Source organism: Kribbella sp. (assembly GCF_035687465.1).
GTDB lineage: Bacteria > Actinomycetota > Actinomycetes > Propionibacteriales > Kribbellaceae > Kribbella.
This window is the reverse complement of the sequence record NZ_DASRXP010000109.1, coordinates 1-16,636: the sequence shown is the minus strand read 5'-3', so window position 1 is coordinate 16,636 and position 16,636 is coordinate 1. Positions and strand designations below refer to the sequence as shown.

The window sequence follows — 16,636 nt, the reverse complement described above, 5'->3', positions numbered from 1 at the left end:
GCCCTCGAACCCGACGAAATCCGAGCCGGCTACGTCCTAACCTGCCAATCCCACCCCACCACAGACAAGGTAGTCCTCGACTACGACGCCTAGGAGCGATGGTTCCGCCGGTGAGACTGTGGTTCGGCCGGTTCGGGACTGTGGTTGGGCCGGCGTTCTGGCGGCCTGGTTTTCCTGGCGCATTGGGACTGTGGGTGCGCCCGGTGCATTGGCGGTGTGGTTGCGCCGGTGCATTGGGACTGTGGTTGCGCGGTCTCCGCTGCGTGATGGTGCTAGCCGAGATGCCGTGTATCAAGGGCGCCGTTGGCGTCGCCTTCGGCGATCGAACAAGTTCGACCCTTGACACCCAGCACCTCGGCCAGGAAAGGACGCAGCTACGCGGATCCGCGCTGACGTGTGAGCTGCTCCCAATGGTTCCGCCGGCTCGGGCGGTCCTTGGGGGACAGGTGTGGGCTAGTTCTGACGGTTTCGTCGGTCCGACGTGGTGGGGCGAGTCGCGTTGTGGCGGACAACTCCTGTTCTGCGGGTTAGCCCACTGTTAGAGCAGTGGGCTAAGCCCCAGACGATGGGGTAAGCCCACCCAGAGTGGGGTGAGCCCACTCAGTGCGGGACGCCGGCCGGCGAACAACCCGCTACCGGGCAAACAACCCGCCACCGGACGGACCGGCCGGTACCGGCCAGGCCCGGAGCAGCCCGCTACCTAGATCCCGGGACCGATAGCGGCCTACTGGGCGCCATCGGTCGAACAACCCGCTACCGAGCGGCGGGATTCACCGGCCGTTCCACCAGGCGGTGCGCCGAGACCACTGGGTGGCACGTAGACCGCCTGTCAGGATGGGGATCGCGTTGACTGTGGGGACCTTGCCGTTGGCAATCGATTGCAGCCGACCCGGTCCCGACACTCGCCGGCCCAGTCCCCACAGTCGACGACTCCAGCCCCCCAAGCCCGACGGAATCCCCTGAATTGTGGCCGCACTTCCCAGCGGCTCCGGGCTAGCTGCGTCCTTCCCTGGTCGTGGTGAGGTGTGTCAAGGGTCGAACTTGTTCGAGCCCGCAGGGCCGCGAAGCGCCCTTGACTCACCTCGCCACGACTAGCAAACTCACGCAGCCCGGCGACGCGAACCACCCACACCTACCCGCGAACCACCCACACCTACGTCGCCGGAGGTCGGGGAGATGGTCAGGGCAGCCGCAGCCGAAGAGGGCAAGGCTGTTTCCGCGTGGCCGGCCGAGGCTGCTGTCTAGTCGGGGGTTGTGCAGGTCGCGAGTTGGGTGGCGGTGGCGGTTTTGGCTTCTATCCAGCGGCGGCGGAGGAAGTGGGCTTTGAGGAGGCGGTGGATGCCGTCGAGGACCACCAGGCGGCCGCGGTAGGCGACCAGGTGGATGGGGAAGTCCAGGTCCGCGTCCATCACGCGCTGGTAGGTGTCGCGGAAGTTCATCGGGGTCTCGGTCACCTGGTTCGGGGTGACTTTGAAGCGTTCGCCGTTCAGCGGCAGGAGCGGGAGGTCGAACATCCACAGCAGGTCGACCACCTCGATCGGTTCCACCCGCAGGTCGAGCGCCCAGAGTTTGTGCAGTTCCCAGCGGGCTTGCGGGAACACCTCACGCAACAAGTCCGGCATCGTCGCGAGCAACTCCTCGAACGACACATCCTGCGCGCCTCCGCCGTCCACCCCGTCGCCGTCCAGCTGATCGATCGTCACGACCGAGCACGGTACGCCATCAGACGGGGCGTGACTGGCGCAGCATCGCGAGCCGCCGGCGGCGCAGGGCGCTGGACAGCGTCCGGGGTGGCGCGCACTCGGCCGGGTCCACCAGTTCCGACGGGTTCGTCTGCCGATGGATCACCACGATGGCGGAGTCGTCGCCCGGGCCGCCGATCTCGGTGACGAGCTCGTCCGCGGCGCCTTTGAAGCCGTGGGCAACCAACCGTTCGGCATGCCCCGCGAGCCGGTCCGTCCCCCGGCCGATGTCGCGCCGCGGCGTCTCGACCATGCCGTCGCTGTAGAGGAAGAGCGCATCGCCAAGCTTCAACTGCCCGGCGTTCAGTGTGAACTCCGGCGTCTCCACCAACCCGAGCAACGGCCCGTCCGAGTCCCGCGTCGCCCACCGTCCCGACCACGCGTCGAACTGGATCGCCGGCGGATGCCCGGCAGTCCGTACTTCGAAGTCGCCGGAGCGCAGGTTGACCGCCACGTGCACCACCGTGGCGAAATCGTCATCCCAGTCCTGGCGGCGCAGATAGTGGTTCGCGGCCGGCAGGAACTCCTCGACCGGCAGCACCCCGAGCAGTCCGCCGAAGGCGCCGGACAGGAGCAGGGCCCTGGTTCCGGCATCGATTCCCTTGCCCGACACATCGACCAGTGCGACCTCCAGCAACTCGTCGTCCCGGAGCGTGGAGACGACGAAATCGCCCGAGAAGGAAGCACCACCGGCCGACCTGATCGCGACCTCGGCCCGCCAGCCGGCCGGCAACCGGGGCAGCTCGCCCTGCGCGGTGAGGATGTCCCGCAGTTCGATCAGCATCGACTCACCCCGCGTTCCCTGCACCCCCAGCCGGCTGCGCACCTTCGCCCCGGTCAGCACGATCCACGCGGCGACGCCGAGGATGACGACGAACCCGGTCCTCGGCAGCCCGATCGCGCGCTCCGACACGACGTACGAGCCGAGCACCATCGAGATCAGCGTCAGCACGACGAGCGAACGGAACCGCAGCAGCAGGCCGCCGAGCATCAGCGGGATGATCAGGATCGCGGCGGGAACGACCGACGGGCCCGCCAGCGCGGCGGCACTCACCGCGACCGTCAACGCCAGCACGCCGACGAAGGTGAGCGGGTGCGACTTGCGCGCATGGCGGACCAGCGAGCGGGCCCCAGGGCCGACCCGTCGCAAGCCAGCGAATCCGCTGCTATTGCTCATGGTGAGACGAAGATAACGGCACCACACGGTCCGCGCATCAAGTCGTCAGAACTTCTTCACAGGTGGACGTCTGGTCTGTCCGGTCCGTTGGCACTTGGGACACCAGAACAAGTTGCGCCCGGCCAGGATCTCGGTCCGGATCACCGACTGGCAGACATAGCAGTGCTGCCCCTGCCGGCGGTACACGTAGACCTCGCCGCCGTGGTCGTCCTTGCGTGGATCGCGCCCCATCGACTCCGGGGTGTGGTCGTCGGTCACCGTGTCGATCCGCCCGGTCTCGACGCCGTACTTCATCAGCGCGAGCAGGTCGGTCCACATCCCCTGCCACTCACGCTTCTTGACCAGATGGCCCGGCGTCTTCGGGTGCAGCTTGGCCCGGAACAACACCTCGGCCCGGTACACGTTGCCGACCCCGCTGAGCACCTCCTGGTCCATCAGCAGCTGACCGATCGGCAGCTTGCTGCGATGGATCCGCTTCCAGGCCAGGTCCGGATCGGCGTCGTCGCGCAGCGGGTCCGGGCCGAGCCGGGCGATCAGGCTCTCGCGTTCACCGTCGGTCAGTACTTCGCACACGGTCGCCCCGCGCAGATCGGCGTACGACGCGTCGTTGCTCAGGCGGAGTCGCACCTGGCCGACGGGCGCCGGCACCGGTGCCTCGCCGAAGTCCACCTTGCCGATCAGGCCGAGGTGGATGTGCAGCCAGCCGGCGCCCTCGAAGTCGGCGAGGAAGTGCTTGCCGTGCGCCTCGGTCTGGCGCAGTACGTGCCCGTCCAGCAGCGCCGCACCCTCGACGAACCGGCCCTGGGGGCTGGAGGCCCGGACCGGGCGGCCGCCGAACGCGTCCCAGACATCGTTCGCCAGCCGGTGCAGGGTATGACCTTCGGGCATGATTCCTCTTATGGGTGCAACGGGTTCTGGTGCGAAGGGGCGGACTGGTCCGCCCACCCCGGCGGTGGTCGGTATCGGCCGGTCGATGCGGGCCCGGGATGTCTCCCGACCGCGCCCCGACGAGCGGCGCGCGGTCCGTCCGAAGGCAGAAGATCAGGACGAAGCCGGCAGGGGCGGCAGTTCGCCGGTCGATTCATAGGCTTCCAGCATCTTGATCCGGCGGGTGTGCCGCTCCTCGCCCGAGTAGTCGGTGGCCAGGAAGAGGTCCACGAACCCGGTCGCGTCGTCTTCGGAGTGCATCCGGGCGCCGATGCTGATCACGTTCGCGTCGTTGTGTTCGCGGCCGAGCTTCGCGGTGTCGGTGCTCCAGGCCAGCGCGGCCCGGACACCCTTCACCTTGTTCGCGGCGATCTGCTCGCCGTTGCCCGAGCCACCGATCACGATGCCCAGACTGCCGGGGTCCTCGACCACCGCCTCGGCCGTGCGCAGACAGTACGGCGGATAGTCGTCGACCGCGTCGTACACGGCCGGACCGTGGTCGACGATGTCGTGCCCGGCAGTCGTGAGGTGCTCGACCAGGTGGTTCTTCAGTTCGAACCCGGCGTGGTCGGAGCCGATGTGCACTCGCATGGCCAGAAGTCTCGCACTAACTACTGACAGTCCGCCGCTCGGATGCCACCCGGCACGGTCAGCGACCGGGTCAGGCGGGCGAGGTCGGCACAAGCCTGCTCGTACGCCGTGCCGTCCGGGTGCAACGTGTAAACCGCGACAATCGACCGGTCGTCCGTGCCGACGGTCCCGGTGGTGTGCAGCGCCTCCCTGGTCAGGTCGACCTCGGACACCTTGGGTTTGGCGCGATCGGAGCCGAACCCGCTGGATCCCACGAACCCGGACCAGCCCTGCTTGATGCTGAAGGGCGGGTCGAACACCGACGCGATCCCGAAGTACTGGTCGAACCCGTCGGTGCCGTGGCGGGTCGCCTGGTGCAGGTTCCCCATCACGTACTCGCGGACCGCCACCGGGGCCTGCTCCAGCAGGTACCGGTAGATCCGGACGGTGTCGGCGGCCGTCATGGCGACATATCCCCAGAAGCCCGGGTGCGTCGCGGGCGGCGGCGCTGTGTGCGTCAACCCGAGCCGCGACACCATCCGGTCGACGATCTGCCCGCCGCCGCACTCTTCCCAGTAGTAGCTGGCGGCATCGTCGTCACTACTGCGCAGCATCACGTCCAGCCGGGCGCGGTCAGTCGCGGAGAGCTCGTACGACGGGCCGCCGTCCCACAGGAAGTCCAGGACGATCAGCAACTTCACCACTGAGGCGGACCGGAACCGAAGATCCGGGTTGAGCTGCTCGGTGAACTGCCCGGTCTGCCGGTCGAACACCGCGACGCCGGCGACCACTCCGGCCGGAACCACCGCGGAGTGCGTGTGACCAACGAGCTCCACTGGGAACCTACTCACCATCGACAAGGTTGATTGGTGAGCAACCTTCACCCAACGATCCGGACAGGTTCAACCCCTGCAACCCAGACCGAAGGATCAGTCGAAGATCGGGCCGCGGTCCCGGGTCCGCTTCAGCTCGAAGAAGCCGTCCGTACCGGCCACCAGCCGGACGCCGTCCCACAGCTTGCCGGCCGCCTCGCCCTTCGGGGCCGGCGTCACCACCGGGCCGAAGAAGGCCACGCCCTCGACCGCGATCACCGGCGTACCGACGTCCATGCCGACCTGGTCCATGCCCTCGTGGTGCGACTTCTTCAGCTTGTCGTCGTACTTGTCGGTGTGGGCCGCCTGGATCAGCGAGGCCGGCAGACCGACCTCCGCGAGCGCCTCGGCGACCACGTCGCCGTCGCCGTCGCCGATGCCGCGACCCTCGATGTGGATTCGTTTGCCGAGCGCGGTGTAGAGCGGGAGCAGCACCTCGTTGCCATGCGCCTGCTCGGCCGCGATCAGCACCCGGACCGGGCCCCAGAGCTTCTTCAGGCCGTTCTTGTACTCCTCGGAGAGCTCGTCACGGCCGTCGTTCAGGACCGCGAGGCTCATCACGTGCCAGGTGATCTTCACATCCCGGACCTGCTCGACCTCGAGCATCCAGCGAGACGTCATCCAGGCCCAGGGGCAGGCCGGATCGAACCAGAAATCAACAGGGGCAGTCATGGGTAAATCGTACAAATTACAACCAAATCAATCACCCCGGGGCGTGGCGCCGTCACCCTGGGGCAGAGCCCGAACTTCCGAGGAAACGCTTTCGCAACCGTTCCGCAAGTCGCGGGGAAACCCTCAGCCAAGCCTGCGGGCAGGTGCATAGGATGCGAACATGCCTGGAACCAACCTGACGCGCGACGAGGCGCGGACCCGTGCGGCCCTGATCAGTGACGTGAGCTACGCGATCGAGCTCGACCTGACCACGGCCGCCAGCGGCGCCGCCACCTTCGCGTCCACGACCACCCTCACCTTCGGCGCCGAGCCGGGGGCGAGCACCTTCGCCGACCTGATCGCGGCGACCGTGCGCGAGGTGACGCTGAACGGCCACCCGCTCGACCCGGACACCGTGTACGACGGCGCCCGGATCCTGCTGGACGACCTGGCCGAGCGCAACGAGCTCCGGGTGGTCGCCGACTGCATCTACTCGCGCACCGGTGAAGGGCTGCACCGCTCGGTCGACCCGGCCGACAAGGAGACCTACCTCTACACCCAGTTCGAGGTACCGGACGCGCGCCGGGTGTTCACCACCTTCGAGCAGCCGAACCTCAAGGCCCCTTTCAGCTTCACCGTCTCCGCCCCGGCCCGCTGGGTGGTCATCTCGAACTCCGCGACGCCCGAGCCCACGCAGTACAAGGGTGAGAACGGCGAGGAACTGGCTCGCTGGGAGTTCGCGCCGACGCCGCCGATCTCGACGTACATCACCGCGGTCGTCGCCGGCCCGTACCACGTGGTCACGGACACCTACGACGGTCCGAACGGGAGCTACCCGCTGTCGCTGCTCTGCCGGCCGTCGCTGAGTCAGGCGCTGGACAAGGACGACCTGTTCGAGGTCACCAAGCAGGGCTTCGAGTTGTTCGAGCGCGCCTTCGGTACGCCGTACCCGTTCGGCAAGTACGACCAGGCGTTCGTGCCGGAGTACAACATGGGCGCGATGGAGAACGCGGGCTGCGTGACGCTGCGGGACGAGTACATCTTCCGCAGCCGGATCACCCACGCGGAGCTGGAGAGCCGCGCGAACACCGTGCTGCACGAGCTCGCGCACATGTGGTTCGGCGACCTGGTCACGATGACCTGGTGGGACGACCTGTGGCTGAACGAGTCGTTCGCCGAGTGGGCCAGCCACTGGGCCCAGGCGACCGCGACGACGAAGTACGCCGGTGCCTGGACCACGTTCTGCAATGCCCGGAAGAACTGGGCCTACCGGCAGGACCAGCTGCCCTCGACCCACCCGATCGCCGCGGACATGGTCGACTTCCACGCGGTCGAGGTGAACTTCGACGGCATCACCTACGCCAAGGGCGCGTCGGCGCTGCGCCAGCTGGTCGCGTTCGTCGGTGAGGACACCTTCATCGCGGCGCTGAAGGAGTACTTCGCAGACCACGCGTTCGGCAACACCGAGCTGGTCGACCTGCTGAAGCCGCTGGAGAAGGCCTCCGGGCGCGACCTGGACGACTGGACCGAGCGCTGGCTGCGGACGGCCGGCGTGAACACACTGCACGCCGACTTCACCGTCGACGAGGCGGGCGCGTTCACCTCGTTCGCGATCGAGCAGACCGCGGTCGAGGCGTTCCCGACGCTGCGGCCGCACCGGCTGGCCGTCGGGCTGTACCAGCGGACCGAGGCCGGTCTGGTCCGGACCGAGCGGTTCGAGGTGGACATCGACGGCCCGCGGACCGAGCTGGCCGAACTGGTCGGAGCCACCCAGCCGGACCTGGTGCTGCTGAACGACGACGACCTCACCTACGCCAAGATCCGGCTGGACGAGCGGTCCCGCGCCACCCTGGTCGAGTCGATCGACCAGCTGACCGAATCGTTGCCCAGGGCACTCGCCTGGGGCGCGACCTGGGACATGACCCGGGACGCGGAGATGCCGGCCTCGCAGTACGTCGGGATCGTCCTGAAGGGGGTCCGGGCCGAGTCCGACCTGACCGCGGTCCGGTCGTTGCTTGCCCAGGCGACCAGTGCGATCAACCTCTATGCGGCTCCGGACCACCGGGCCGGGCTGCGCGCGCAGTACGAGCAGACCCTGGCCGAGCTCCTCGCGGATGCGGAGCCCGGGAGCGACCACCAGCTCGCGTTCGCCCGGGCCTACATCGCCGGCGTCTTCTCCGCCGCCGGCGCGGACCGACTGGCCGGCTGGCTGGACGGAACGGACCTGCCGACCGGGCTGGTGGTCGACACCGATCTGCGCTGGACGCTGATCGTCGCGCTGGCCCGGCTGGGCCGGGTCGACGCGGACGGGATCGAGGACGAGCTGACCCGCGACACCACCATCACCGGGCAGGAGCGGGCCGCGCAGGCTCGGGCGGCCCGGCCGACGGCGGAGGCGAAGGAAGAGGCCTGGCGGATCGCGGTGGAGTCCGAGGACACCCCGAACGAGACGCAGTTCCGGACCATCCTGGGCTTCCAGCAGCCGGGCCAGGAGGACCTGCTCCGCCCGTACGTCGGCAAGTACCTGAGCGCCGCCACGGACGTCTACACCCGGCTCGGTTCGTCGATGGGTGAGAACGTCCTGGTCTACCTCTCGCCCCGGAACCTGCCCGAGGAGTCCACCCTGGCGGCCCTCTCCGGCTGGCTCGACGGCGAGGCCGACTCCGCGGACGCCCCCACCCTCCGGTACGTCGGTGAGGCCCGCGCCGACCTGGTCCGCGCGCTCGACGCCCAACGGCGTGACGCTGTCGGGTGACGCCTGTCTTGCGGGACGTTGATACAGCAGACTAGGTCGGTGCCTAGCCGTGACTCCGTCCCTGACTCCGCCCTTGCCGGTGCCGCCGCTGTTGCGCTGACGGGACTGGCCGAGGCTTACCGGCCCCGGCCAGTCACGCCTTTGATGCCGTGGCGTTATCCCCATCGACTGGTGAAGCCGTACGTGATCACCGCGCGGGGGCAGTCCTGGGACGACGACATGGTCGCCGTCGCCAAGCTCGGCGCCGGCCGGCAACTCGAGTTCGACGACGCGATGGGCGGGATCGGGCTCGGGGTGGTGATCCTGCATCTCGGCGACGACGCCGTCTACCTGGTCGTGCAGAGCTGGGCGAAGGACTTCCAGTCCCGGCTGAGTATCTTCAGCGGCCTGGAAGTCGGCGATCTCCGTCCGGCCCCGATCGGCGTCGCGCCGTGCGTCTGGGAACTCGAGGTGCTCAGCCACGAGCGGGCGTCGTACGTGCACCACATCCTGAACGCCGAGGTCGACGTGACCGCCTGGCTGGACGACGCCCTCGACACCCGCCCCGCGCCGCGAGTGGACGGAATTCCGTCCGGCACCTGAGCCGCTCGCGAATGTTTCCACCTTTGACAAAGTGACCGGCCGGTGCATTGTTTCCCGCCTGGAATTGACACTCCGGAGCGTGACCGGCGCGTAGCGTGAGATTCAAACGAGTGTTCCGCAGCATACGGTCGCGAGTCGGCTCCGCTACGCATTCGCTTGTTTCACAGGGAATTCCCAGCAACTGAGGACTACTCACCAACGCGGCAGATTCGGCTTAAGCTAAGCGAGAATTCGGACCGAAGGGGACTGGGGAGGGCAATTCTCGTGACACATCTGGATCACCGAAAACCGTCCGACCGGCGGTCCCGGAACCACCACCGGTCGCCGCGACCGGGCCGGCCGAACAGGTCGCGCAGCGCGATCGGTGCCGCGGTCGTCGCCGGCGCCGCGATGGCGGCTGCCTTCGCGTTCATCCTCACCAACGGCGCATCCGACCCCGCGGATGACGCGGGTCTGCGCAGTGGCCGGGACACGGCCACCTCGACCGCGCCGCCGAGCACCGACCCCGCCCCCTCGGTCAACACCTCCAAGGCCGACCGGAAACCGCCGGCCGCCAAGCCGACACCCCCGCCGCCGAACACCGGCGCGGAGTCACCCGCGTTCCGGACCGGCCAGTTCATCGCCGTCCTGGACAGCTATCCGACCGATGCCGGTATGGCCGCGGATCAGCTCGCCAAGAACCTGGCCGCCAAGCTGATCGCCGCCGGCGTCCCCGCGAAGGCGATGCTCGCGAGCGGCCAGTACCCCGGGCTGTCCACCAGCGACCACAACCCGATGAGCGACATCTGGCTCGTCTACCTCGGCCCGACCAAGTCGGTCGAGACCGCCCTGGATCTCTGTGCCTCCCCCAAGACCCAGAACGTCCACCGCAACGTCGCCTGCCCCACTTACGAACCGGCTGCCCCCTAGCTAGTCCGATTCCTTCCCCGCCCCACCACCCCGGTCTTAGCGGATCGTCCAGGCCGGCGCGTTCTGGTTGCCGGGGTTGCCGGGCCAGATCGATCTCGCCGTTCCCTTGCCGTCGGCGGTCACCACCTGGATCGAGGTCGGGGCCTTGATGCCATGTTTGAAGACGATCTGCTGCCCGTCCGGTGACCAGGTCGGGTCCTGGTCGAAGGCGCGCCCGTCCGTGAGCTGACAGAGCTTGCCGCCGCCGACCTCGTTGCGGCGGGACGGACCCCCGCACGCGATGTCCGGGCCACCGATGTTCGTGACGAAGATCGCCGCTGAGCCGGAGCCGAGCACCCGGCGGAACGCGAGCAGCCCGGGTGTCACCGGAGACCAGACCTGATCGGCGTCGATGCCCAACGTGAGGGCACGCGGCTTGCTCTTGCCGTCGAGAGCCACGACGTAGCTCCCGGTCCCAGGCGCGAGCTGGGCCTGGTAGACGACCTGCGTGCCGTCCGGGGAAACAGCCGGATCGCTGAGCCCGGCGCCGTCGGCGGTGGTGGAGTAGAGCGTGCGCAGTAGGCGGCCGTCGGTGTCGAGCAGGTAGAGCCCGAGCGTGTCCCCGGTCTTGCAGCCGACCACGATCTGGGTGGGCACCTTGGCGTTCCAGCCCGGCCGGGTGATGGACTCAGCGCAAGGCGCGGGGGCCTTCGCGAACAACGGCCGTGCGCCGCTGCCGTCGACCCCGGCGACCCACAGGGCGCCCTTGGCCGGTGGCACGGAATGCGAGTAGATCATCGACTTCCGGTCCTTCGACAAGGCCGGCACCGACTCGTTGCCGGCAGCAGTGGTGAGCCGGGTCCGCTTGTCGGGATCGGTCGCGTCGGCCAGGTACAGATCCTCACCGGCCGCACTCATCATCGGGATGATCAGCTCCGAGTCACTCAACGGGACCGGCGCCGCCGGCAGCGCTTTCGGACCACTCGGCGCCGCCGGTGTCGAGGAGGGCGTGCGGGACGGACCGGTCGACACCACCTGCGACGGCTGACTGGCCGGACCCGGCCCGCCCGAATCACCCGACGCCAACTGCATCGCGACCACGACACCCCCGGCCAGCACTAGTACGCCGCCGACTCCGAGCGCTAGGCGACGCCGTACCTGACTCGACAGTGGCGTCCGCGTCGGCTTCGGGAGCGTCCCGACCGCCGTGATAGGCGCGGTCGCCGGCTCGTCGGGAGCTGGTTCGTACTGGACGGCGCCCAGGGCGATGTCGTGCTTGGGATGGGTATCGAGGGCAGTCGGTGTCGAGAACCGCGACTGCAGCAGGTGGCTCACCAGGGGGATCCGGGAGCTGCCGCCGACCAGCACGATCGCGGTCAGCTGCTCCGACGTCGTGTCGGCCGCGCGGAGGGCACGGCTGGTCGCCTCGACGGTCTGCTCCAATGCTGGCGCGATCAGCGTCTCCAGCTCGGCTCGCGTCAGCCGGACCGACGTACTGCGGGTCGGCAGCGCGACGGGGATCACTGTGTCCACGTCCGCGGACAGTGCCTCCTTCGCTTCGACGCAGTCCCTGCGCAGCCGGGTCAGGGCGGCTCGTCCCTCCGGGCTGTCCAGGTCGAGATCCTCGATCGCGGGACCCAGCGCACCGACGACGTGCTGGAAGACCGCCTCGTCGAAGTCGACCCCACCCAGTTGCTCGATGCCCTCGGGGCTGCCGAGGATGGTGAAACCAGCGGCACGTTTCTCCAGCACGCAGACGTCGAAGGTGCCGCCGCCGAGGTCGTAGACGGCGACGCGATCGCCGGGCCGCAGTTGCGCCTGGGCGGCGTACTGGATGGCCGCGGCCTGGGGTTCGAGGCAGGTGACCGTCGGGCCGATGTCGGCCAGCCTGATCACCTGGTCGACCAGTTCGCGTTTGTAGGCTCCCCAGTTGGCCGGATAGGTGAGGACGATCTCGTCCGGCGGCGCACCCCGGCGCTCGGTCGCGCTGGCGACCACCCAGGACAGCAGCTTGGCCGACAGCGCCTGCGCCGAGAACGGCGTACCGGCGACCATCAGCGGGACTGGGTCACCGAGCCGGCGTTTGAACTCACGCACCAGCCGGGAGGGATCGGTGGCACCGCGGCGTTCGGCCGCCTCGCCGACCAGGAACTGGCCGTCCTCGGAGAGGTACAGCACCGACGGGATCTGCAGCGCGCGGTTCCCGAGCCCGAGCATGGTCGGTGGACCGCCGTTGCGGACCGCAGCAGCAGTGAAGGTCGTCCCCAGATCGACGCCCAGCCGATATCCCATGGTCCCCACCCTGGATAGCCCTGACGGTTGACTCATCGTAGGGCTTCTTCAGGCTCGGCACTGCCCCACGCGGGGCCTTAAACTACTGGTGAGGGGGTGTTTTCGCCGATGGCCAAGCTCTCGATCGCGGAGATCTACGAAGCCGCGCGCTCGGCCGGGTTCACGCCGGAGCAGGCGACCACCTGGACGGCGATCGCGATGGCCGAGTCCGGTGGCAGGACGAGTGCGCTGAACAGCAAGGGCGAGCACTCGATGGGGCTGTGGCAGATCAACGTCAACGCCGATGGTGACCGGGCCTCGAAGTACGGGAATCTGAACGATCCGGTGGCGAACGCGCGGGCGGCGTACGACATCTCCCACCACGGGAAGGACATGCGGCCCTGGACCACGACGCATTCGTCGAACCAGGGCACCTCAGCCGACTACCGCACTTATCTCGACCAAGTGGAGGCCGTCACCGGTGTGCAGGGCGACGGGCGAGGGGTCGGTGGTTACGGATCTCAGTTGCCACCTCCGCTGCCGTCTTCAAGCAGTTCGCTCCAGCCTTCGCTGGTGTCAGCCCAGCCGGCTCTGTCGTACGACCGGATCGACGCGGGGCAGGCGGTGGGGGCGCAGCTGGACACCGATCGGGACGGGCTGACGGATGCGTTCGAGCAGGCGGCCGGGACCGGGCTGAAGGTGGCGGATACCGACCGTGACGGGCTGGCCGACGGCTATGAGATCGCGGTCAGCAAGTCGAATCCGCGACTGGCCGACGGGGATCAGGACGGGCTCTCCGACAGTTCGGAGGCGGCGCTCGGCAGCAATCCGCTGAAGTGGGACAGCGACAGTGACGGGCTGTCGGACCAGATCGAGGTGCAGTACGGCTCAGACCCGCAGCATGCCGACAGCGGTGACGGGGTCATTCCAGCGCCCACCCCACTACAGCCCGCCGTACAGACGATGCAGGCTGCGCCGACGCTGCTGGCCGCCCCGGCGATGCAAGGTGCACCGACGATGCAGGCCGCCGGCCCGAGTGCGGCCGTTCCCGCCGCGGCCGACAACACGAAGATGGAGCGGTTCGTCAACGTCGCGCTCGCGCAGGACGGCGACCGGTACGTGTTCGGCGCGCGGGCCAAGTTGAGCGACCAGGACCCGGACGTGTTCGACTGCTCGGAGCTGACCAAGTGGGCGGCACACCAGGCCGGCGTGGAGATTCCGGACGGCGCGATGTACCAGTACCTCGACCTGAAGCAGAAGGACGCGCTGATGCCGGTCGACGAGGCCCTGCACACCAAGGGCGCGCTGCTGTTCTTCTTCTCCGACGAGCCGACGTCCGGCGGTGGCCGTCCCTCCAAGGCGCACGTGGCGATCAGCCTCGGCGACGGACGGACCATCGAGGCCAAGGGCACCAAGTACGGCGTCGGCGAGTTCTCCGCCAAGAACCGGTTCAACTACGCGGGGATGATTCCCGGTCTCGACTCCTCGGAGGCACCGGCGGGGACGGCCAACGCCACCATGCCGAGCCTGGCCGCGCCGGTGGCGGCGACAGCGCAGTACGACCAGATCGATCTGGGCGCTCCCGTCGCGGCCCCGCCCGACACCGACAAAGACGGCCTGACGGACGCGTTCGAGAAGCTGGCGGGCACGAACCCGGGTGCCACCGATACCGACAAGGACGGGCTGCCGGACGCCTTCGAGGCGATCAAGTCGCACACCGACCCGTTGACCGCGGACACGGACAAGGACGGGCTGTCGGATCCGTTCGAGCTGTCGTCGGGCACTGACCCCGGCAAGATCCCCGGCGTGGCGGGCGTCGGCGGAACCGGCCAGTTCGCCGAGGTGATCCGCAACGGCGTCACGGATACCGACAAGGACGGCCTGACCGATACCTACGAGAAACGAGCGGGCCTCGATGCGACCAAGGCGGACACCGACGCGGACGGGCTGTCGGACAACACCGAACTGGTACTCGGGACCAAGCCCACGCTGCTCGACTCCGACCAGGACGGGCTCGGTGACGCCCTGGAGGTGCAGTTCGGCTCCGACCCGCTGAAGAGTGGGCTCGGCGGCGACCTCGGCACGGCACCGGCCGGACTTGATCAGCTGCCCGACGGAATCGATGCGGACGATGGGCTGGGCACGACCCCCGATGGTGCTCCACACTGAGACCTGTTGCTTGTCAGCACGCCGGGGGGCATGCCGTGGGTTCAGTGGTGTTCAGGGAGCAGGTCCGTCGACCGGAGCCGACCGGTCTTTCTCGTGACCGCCTGGAACGTCCACTGCTCGACGAAACGGGACCGAGCGTGGCGCTGGTGCTCGCGCCGGCCGGCTCCGGCAAGACCACCCTGCTCGCCCAGGTGGCCGCTAGTCCGCTGAGACCGACAGCCTGGTACCGCGCGCGGCCCGAGGACCGGTCGGAGCACGCACTTGTCCAACACGTGACCGAGGCGTTGTCCATTGTGCTGCCCGTCAGCCTGGCCGGCTCGACGACGGTCGACGAGCTCATCCTCGCCACTGAGACGGGCGTGACGTCGCCGGTGCGATTGATCGTGGACGACGTTCACGAACTGGCTGGCAGCCCTGCGGAGACCGCGCTCGAGCGGTTCCTGGAGTTCCGCCCGCGGCAGTTGCGGCTGCTGCTCGGTTCCCGCCGGCCGCCCGCGTTGAACACGCCCCGGCTCATCGTGTCCGGCGATCTGCTGGAGCTCGACGGCGACGATCTGCGATTCCGCTCGTGGGAGGTCGAGGAACTGTTCCGGTCGGTCTACCGGCAGCCGTTGTCCCCCGAGGCCGCCGCCGCGCTGACCCGTCGTACGGGCGGGTGGGCCGCCGGGTTGCAGCTGTTCCACCTGGCCACGATGGGGAAGTCGAGCGCCGAGCGGATCCGGGCTGCCACCGAGCTAGGCGGTCGGTCGCGGCTGGTCCGCGCGTACTTGACTCGCAACGTGCTCGCCGGACTGGAGCCAAACCTGCGCGAGTTCCTGCTCATCACCAGTGCGCTAGGCAGGCTCACCGGGCCGCTGTGTGACGACTTGCTACGACGCACTGGTAGTGCAGCCGTGCTGGAGGAGTTGGAGACGCTGCAGTTCTTCACCACCTCGACGGACGACGGGTCGACGTACAGGTATCACCAGGTGCTGCAGACGCATCTGGAAGGCCTGCTGATCGACGAGTTGGGCGCCGCCGCCTCGCGAGAGATCCACTCGCGCAGTGCCGACCTGCTGGAGAAGGCGGGCCATCCGCGGGAGGCGATGCGGGCCCACGCCCTGGCAGACGACTGGGCGTCGGTCGCGCGACTGCTGCAGCACGGAACCGCCGGCCCGTCCGCAGCCGCACACGACTGGGTGGCGCGGTCGGGTCTGCCGGAGGATGACCCGTGGCTGGCCTTGGCGCGGGCACGGCGGCTGTTCCGGTCGGGCTCGATCGCTGCAGCCGTGGCCGCGTACCGGCAGGCCGAGTCGCTGCTGGACGATCCGGACTTCCAGGCCCGCTGCGCGAACGAACGGGCCCAGGCCGAGATCTGGTCACCCCATCCACTGTCTCCTGGCCACACCGCGCCGGTACGCCGTACAGGCCAGGCGATCCGTCAAGCAGTCAGGCGGTTGCCTGCCCCGGGTGATCGGGCGCACGACAAACTCGCGGCGGGGACCATCGACCTGCTCGCCGGGCGATTCGACACCGCAAGGGAGATGCTCACCCCGATCGCGACGGATCCCGCCGGACGCTCGGTGGCCAGGCTCTGGGCAGGCCTGGCCCTCGTGATCACGGAGCTTGCCCAAGGCAACTGGTTGCACGCGGAGGTACCGCTGGAGGAGATCGCGCTGTCCGCCGAGGTCGAGGAACTCCCCTGGCTCGCGCGGATCGCCCGGGGACTGCAGGCCTCGGTGTTGCTGGCCAACCGGCCGGAGGACTGGCGGCCGGACGGCTGCGCGTCGCTGGTCGACGACTGCAACCGCGACGGGGACCACTGGGGTTCGTTGCTGATGGCAATCTTCATCGGAGCGGCGCAGCTGCGGGCCGGGAACGACAACGAGGCCTCGGTCTGGCTCCGGCGGGCCGCGACCACGGCTGCGAACCTCGATGCCCGAACGGCGCAGGCCTGGGCCCTGGCACTCGGTGCAATCGCCCTGGCCCGGCAGCGACATCCGAACACAGCTGCCCAAATGAAGGAGGCCGAAGGCCTGATCCGCACCGCAGC

12 protein-coding genes are annotated in these 16,636 nt (G+C 68.8%); 5 read left to right on the top strand and 7 right to left on the bottom strand.

From position 1 onward, the window contains the following. Positions 1-1,241: 1,241 nt before the first annotated feature. The 6 genes from VFG33_RS05475 to VFG33_RS05450 form a co-directional block, all read right to left on the bottom strand. Positions 1,242-1,703 carry a hypothetical protein gene (locus VFG33_RS05475; protein ID WP_325023056.1) on the bottom strand — a complete coding sequence of 154 codons (462 nt, stop codon included), beginning with the start codon at positions 1,701-1,703 and terminating at the stop codon, positions 1,242-1,244. A gap of 19 nt (positions 1,704-1,722) precedes the next feature. Beyond that, entirely contained in the window at positions 1,723-2,919 is a 1,197-nt protein-coding gene (locus VFG33_RS05470; protein WP_325023054.1) for a PP2C family protein-serine/threonine phosphatase, read from the bottom strand. Positions 2,920-2,964: 45 nt separating this feature from the next. Further along, the gene (locus VFG33_RS05465) at positions 2,965-3,807 is read right to left on the bottom strand and encodes an Fpg/Nei family DNA glycosylase (protein WP_325023052.1); all 843 of its coding nucleotides are present in this window, start codon (positions 3,805-3,807) and stop codon (positions 2,965-2,967) included. Between the two features lie 153 nt (positions 3,808-3,960). Beyond that, positions 3,961-4,437 carry a ribose-5-phosphate isomerase gene (locus VFG33_RS05460; RefSeq protein WP_325023050.1) on the bottom strand — a complete coding sequence of 159 codons (477 nt, stop codon included), beginning with the start codon at positions 4,435-4,437 and terminating at the stop codon, positions 3,961-3,963. 20 nt (positions 4,438-4,457) lie between these two features. Continuing rightward, positions 4,458-5,270, bottom strand: a complete 813-nt coding sequence (locus tag VFG33_RS05455; protein ID WP_325023048.1) for a D-alanyl-D-alanine carboxypeptidase family protein — start codon at positions 5,268-5,270, stop codon at positions 4,458-4,460. 75 nt (positions 5,271-5,345) lie between these two features. Further along, a complete protein-coding gene (locus VFG33_RS05450) occupies positions 5,346-5,960 on the bottom strand; it encodes a mycothiol-dependent nitroreductase Rv2466c family protein (protein WP_325023046.1) in 615 nt (204 codons plus the stop codon). Positions 5,961-6,120: 160 nt separating this feature from the next. On the opposite strand from VFG33_RS05450, the gene pepN reads away from it, so the two are divergent. The 3 genes from pepN to VFG33_RS05435 all read left to right on the top strand — a co-directional run bounded on the left by pepN (position 6,121) and on the right by VFG33_RS05435 (position 10,185). Continuing rightward, the gene (gene pepN / locus VFG33_RS05445; RefSeq protein ID WP_325023044.1) at positions 6,121-8,694 is read left to right on the top strand and encodes an aminopeptidase N; all 2,574 of its coding nucleotides are present in this window, start codon (positions 6,121-6,123) and stop codon (positions 8,692-8,694) included. A gap of 39 nt (positions 8,695-8,733) precedes the next feature. After that, positions 8,734-9,276 (top strand): hypothetical protein, encoded by a 543-nt coding sequence (locus VFG33_RS05440; protein ID WP_325023042.1) that lies wholly within the window; start codon positions 8,734-8,736, stop codon positions 9,274-9,276. 264 nt (positions 9,277-9,540) lie between these two features. Next, a complete protein-coding gene (locus VFG33_RS05435; protein WP_325023040.1) occupies positions 9,541-10,185 on the top strand; it encodes a hypothetical protein in 645 nt (214 codons plus the stop codon). Between the two features lie 36 nt (positions 10,186-10,221). Here VFG33_RS05435 and VFG33_RS05430 read toward each other — a convergent pair whose 3' ends face one another. After that, a complete protein-coding gene (locus tag VFG33_RS05430) occupies positions 10,222-12,456 on the bottom strand; it encodes an Hsp70 family protein (RefSeq protein ID WP_325023038.1) in 2,235 nt (744 codons plus the stop codon). Positions 12,457-12,564: 108 nt separating this feature from the next. On the opposite strand from VFG33_RS05430, the gene VFG33_RS05425 reads away from it, so the two are divergent. Both VFG33_RS05425 and VFG33_RS05420 read left to right on the top strand, forming a co-directional pair. Next, a complete protein-coding gene (locus tag VFG33_RS05425) occupies positions 12,565-14,604 on the top strand; it encodes an NlpC/P60 family protein (protein WP_325023036.1) in 2,040 nt (679 codons plus the stop codon). Between the two features lie 35 nt (positions 14,605-14,639). Next, the coding region (locus VFG33_RS05420) for a winged helix-turn-helix domain-containing protein (protein ID WP_325023034.1) at positions 14,640-16,636 on the top strand (1,997 nt) is incomplete at its 3' end.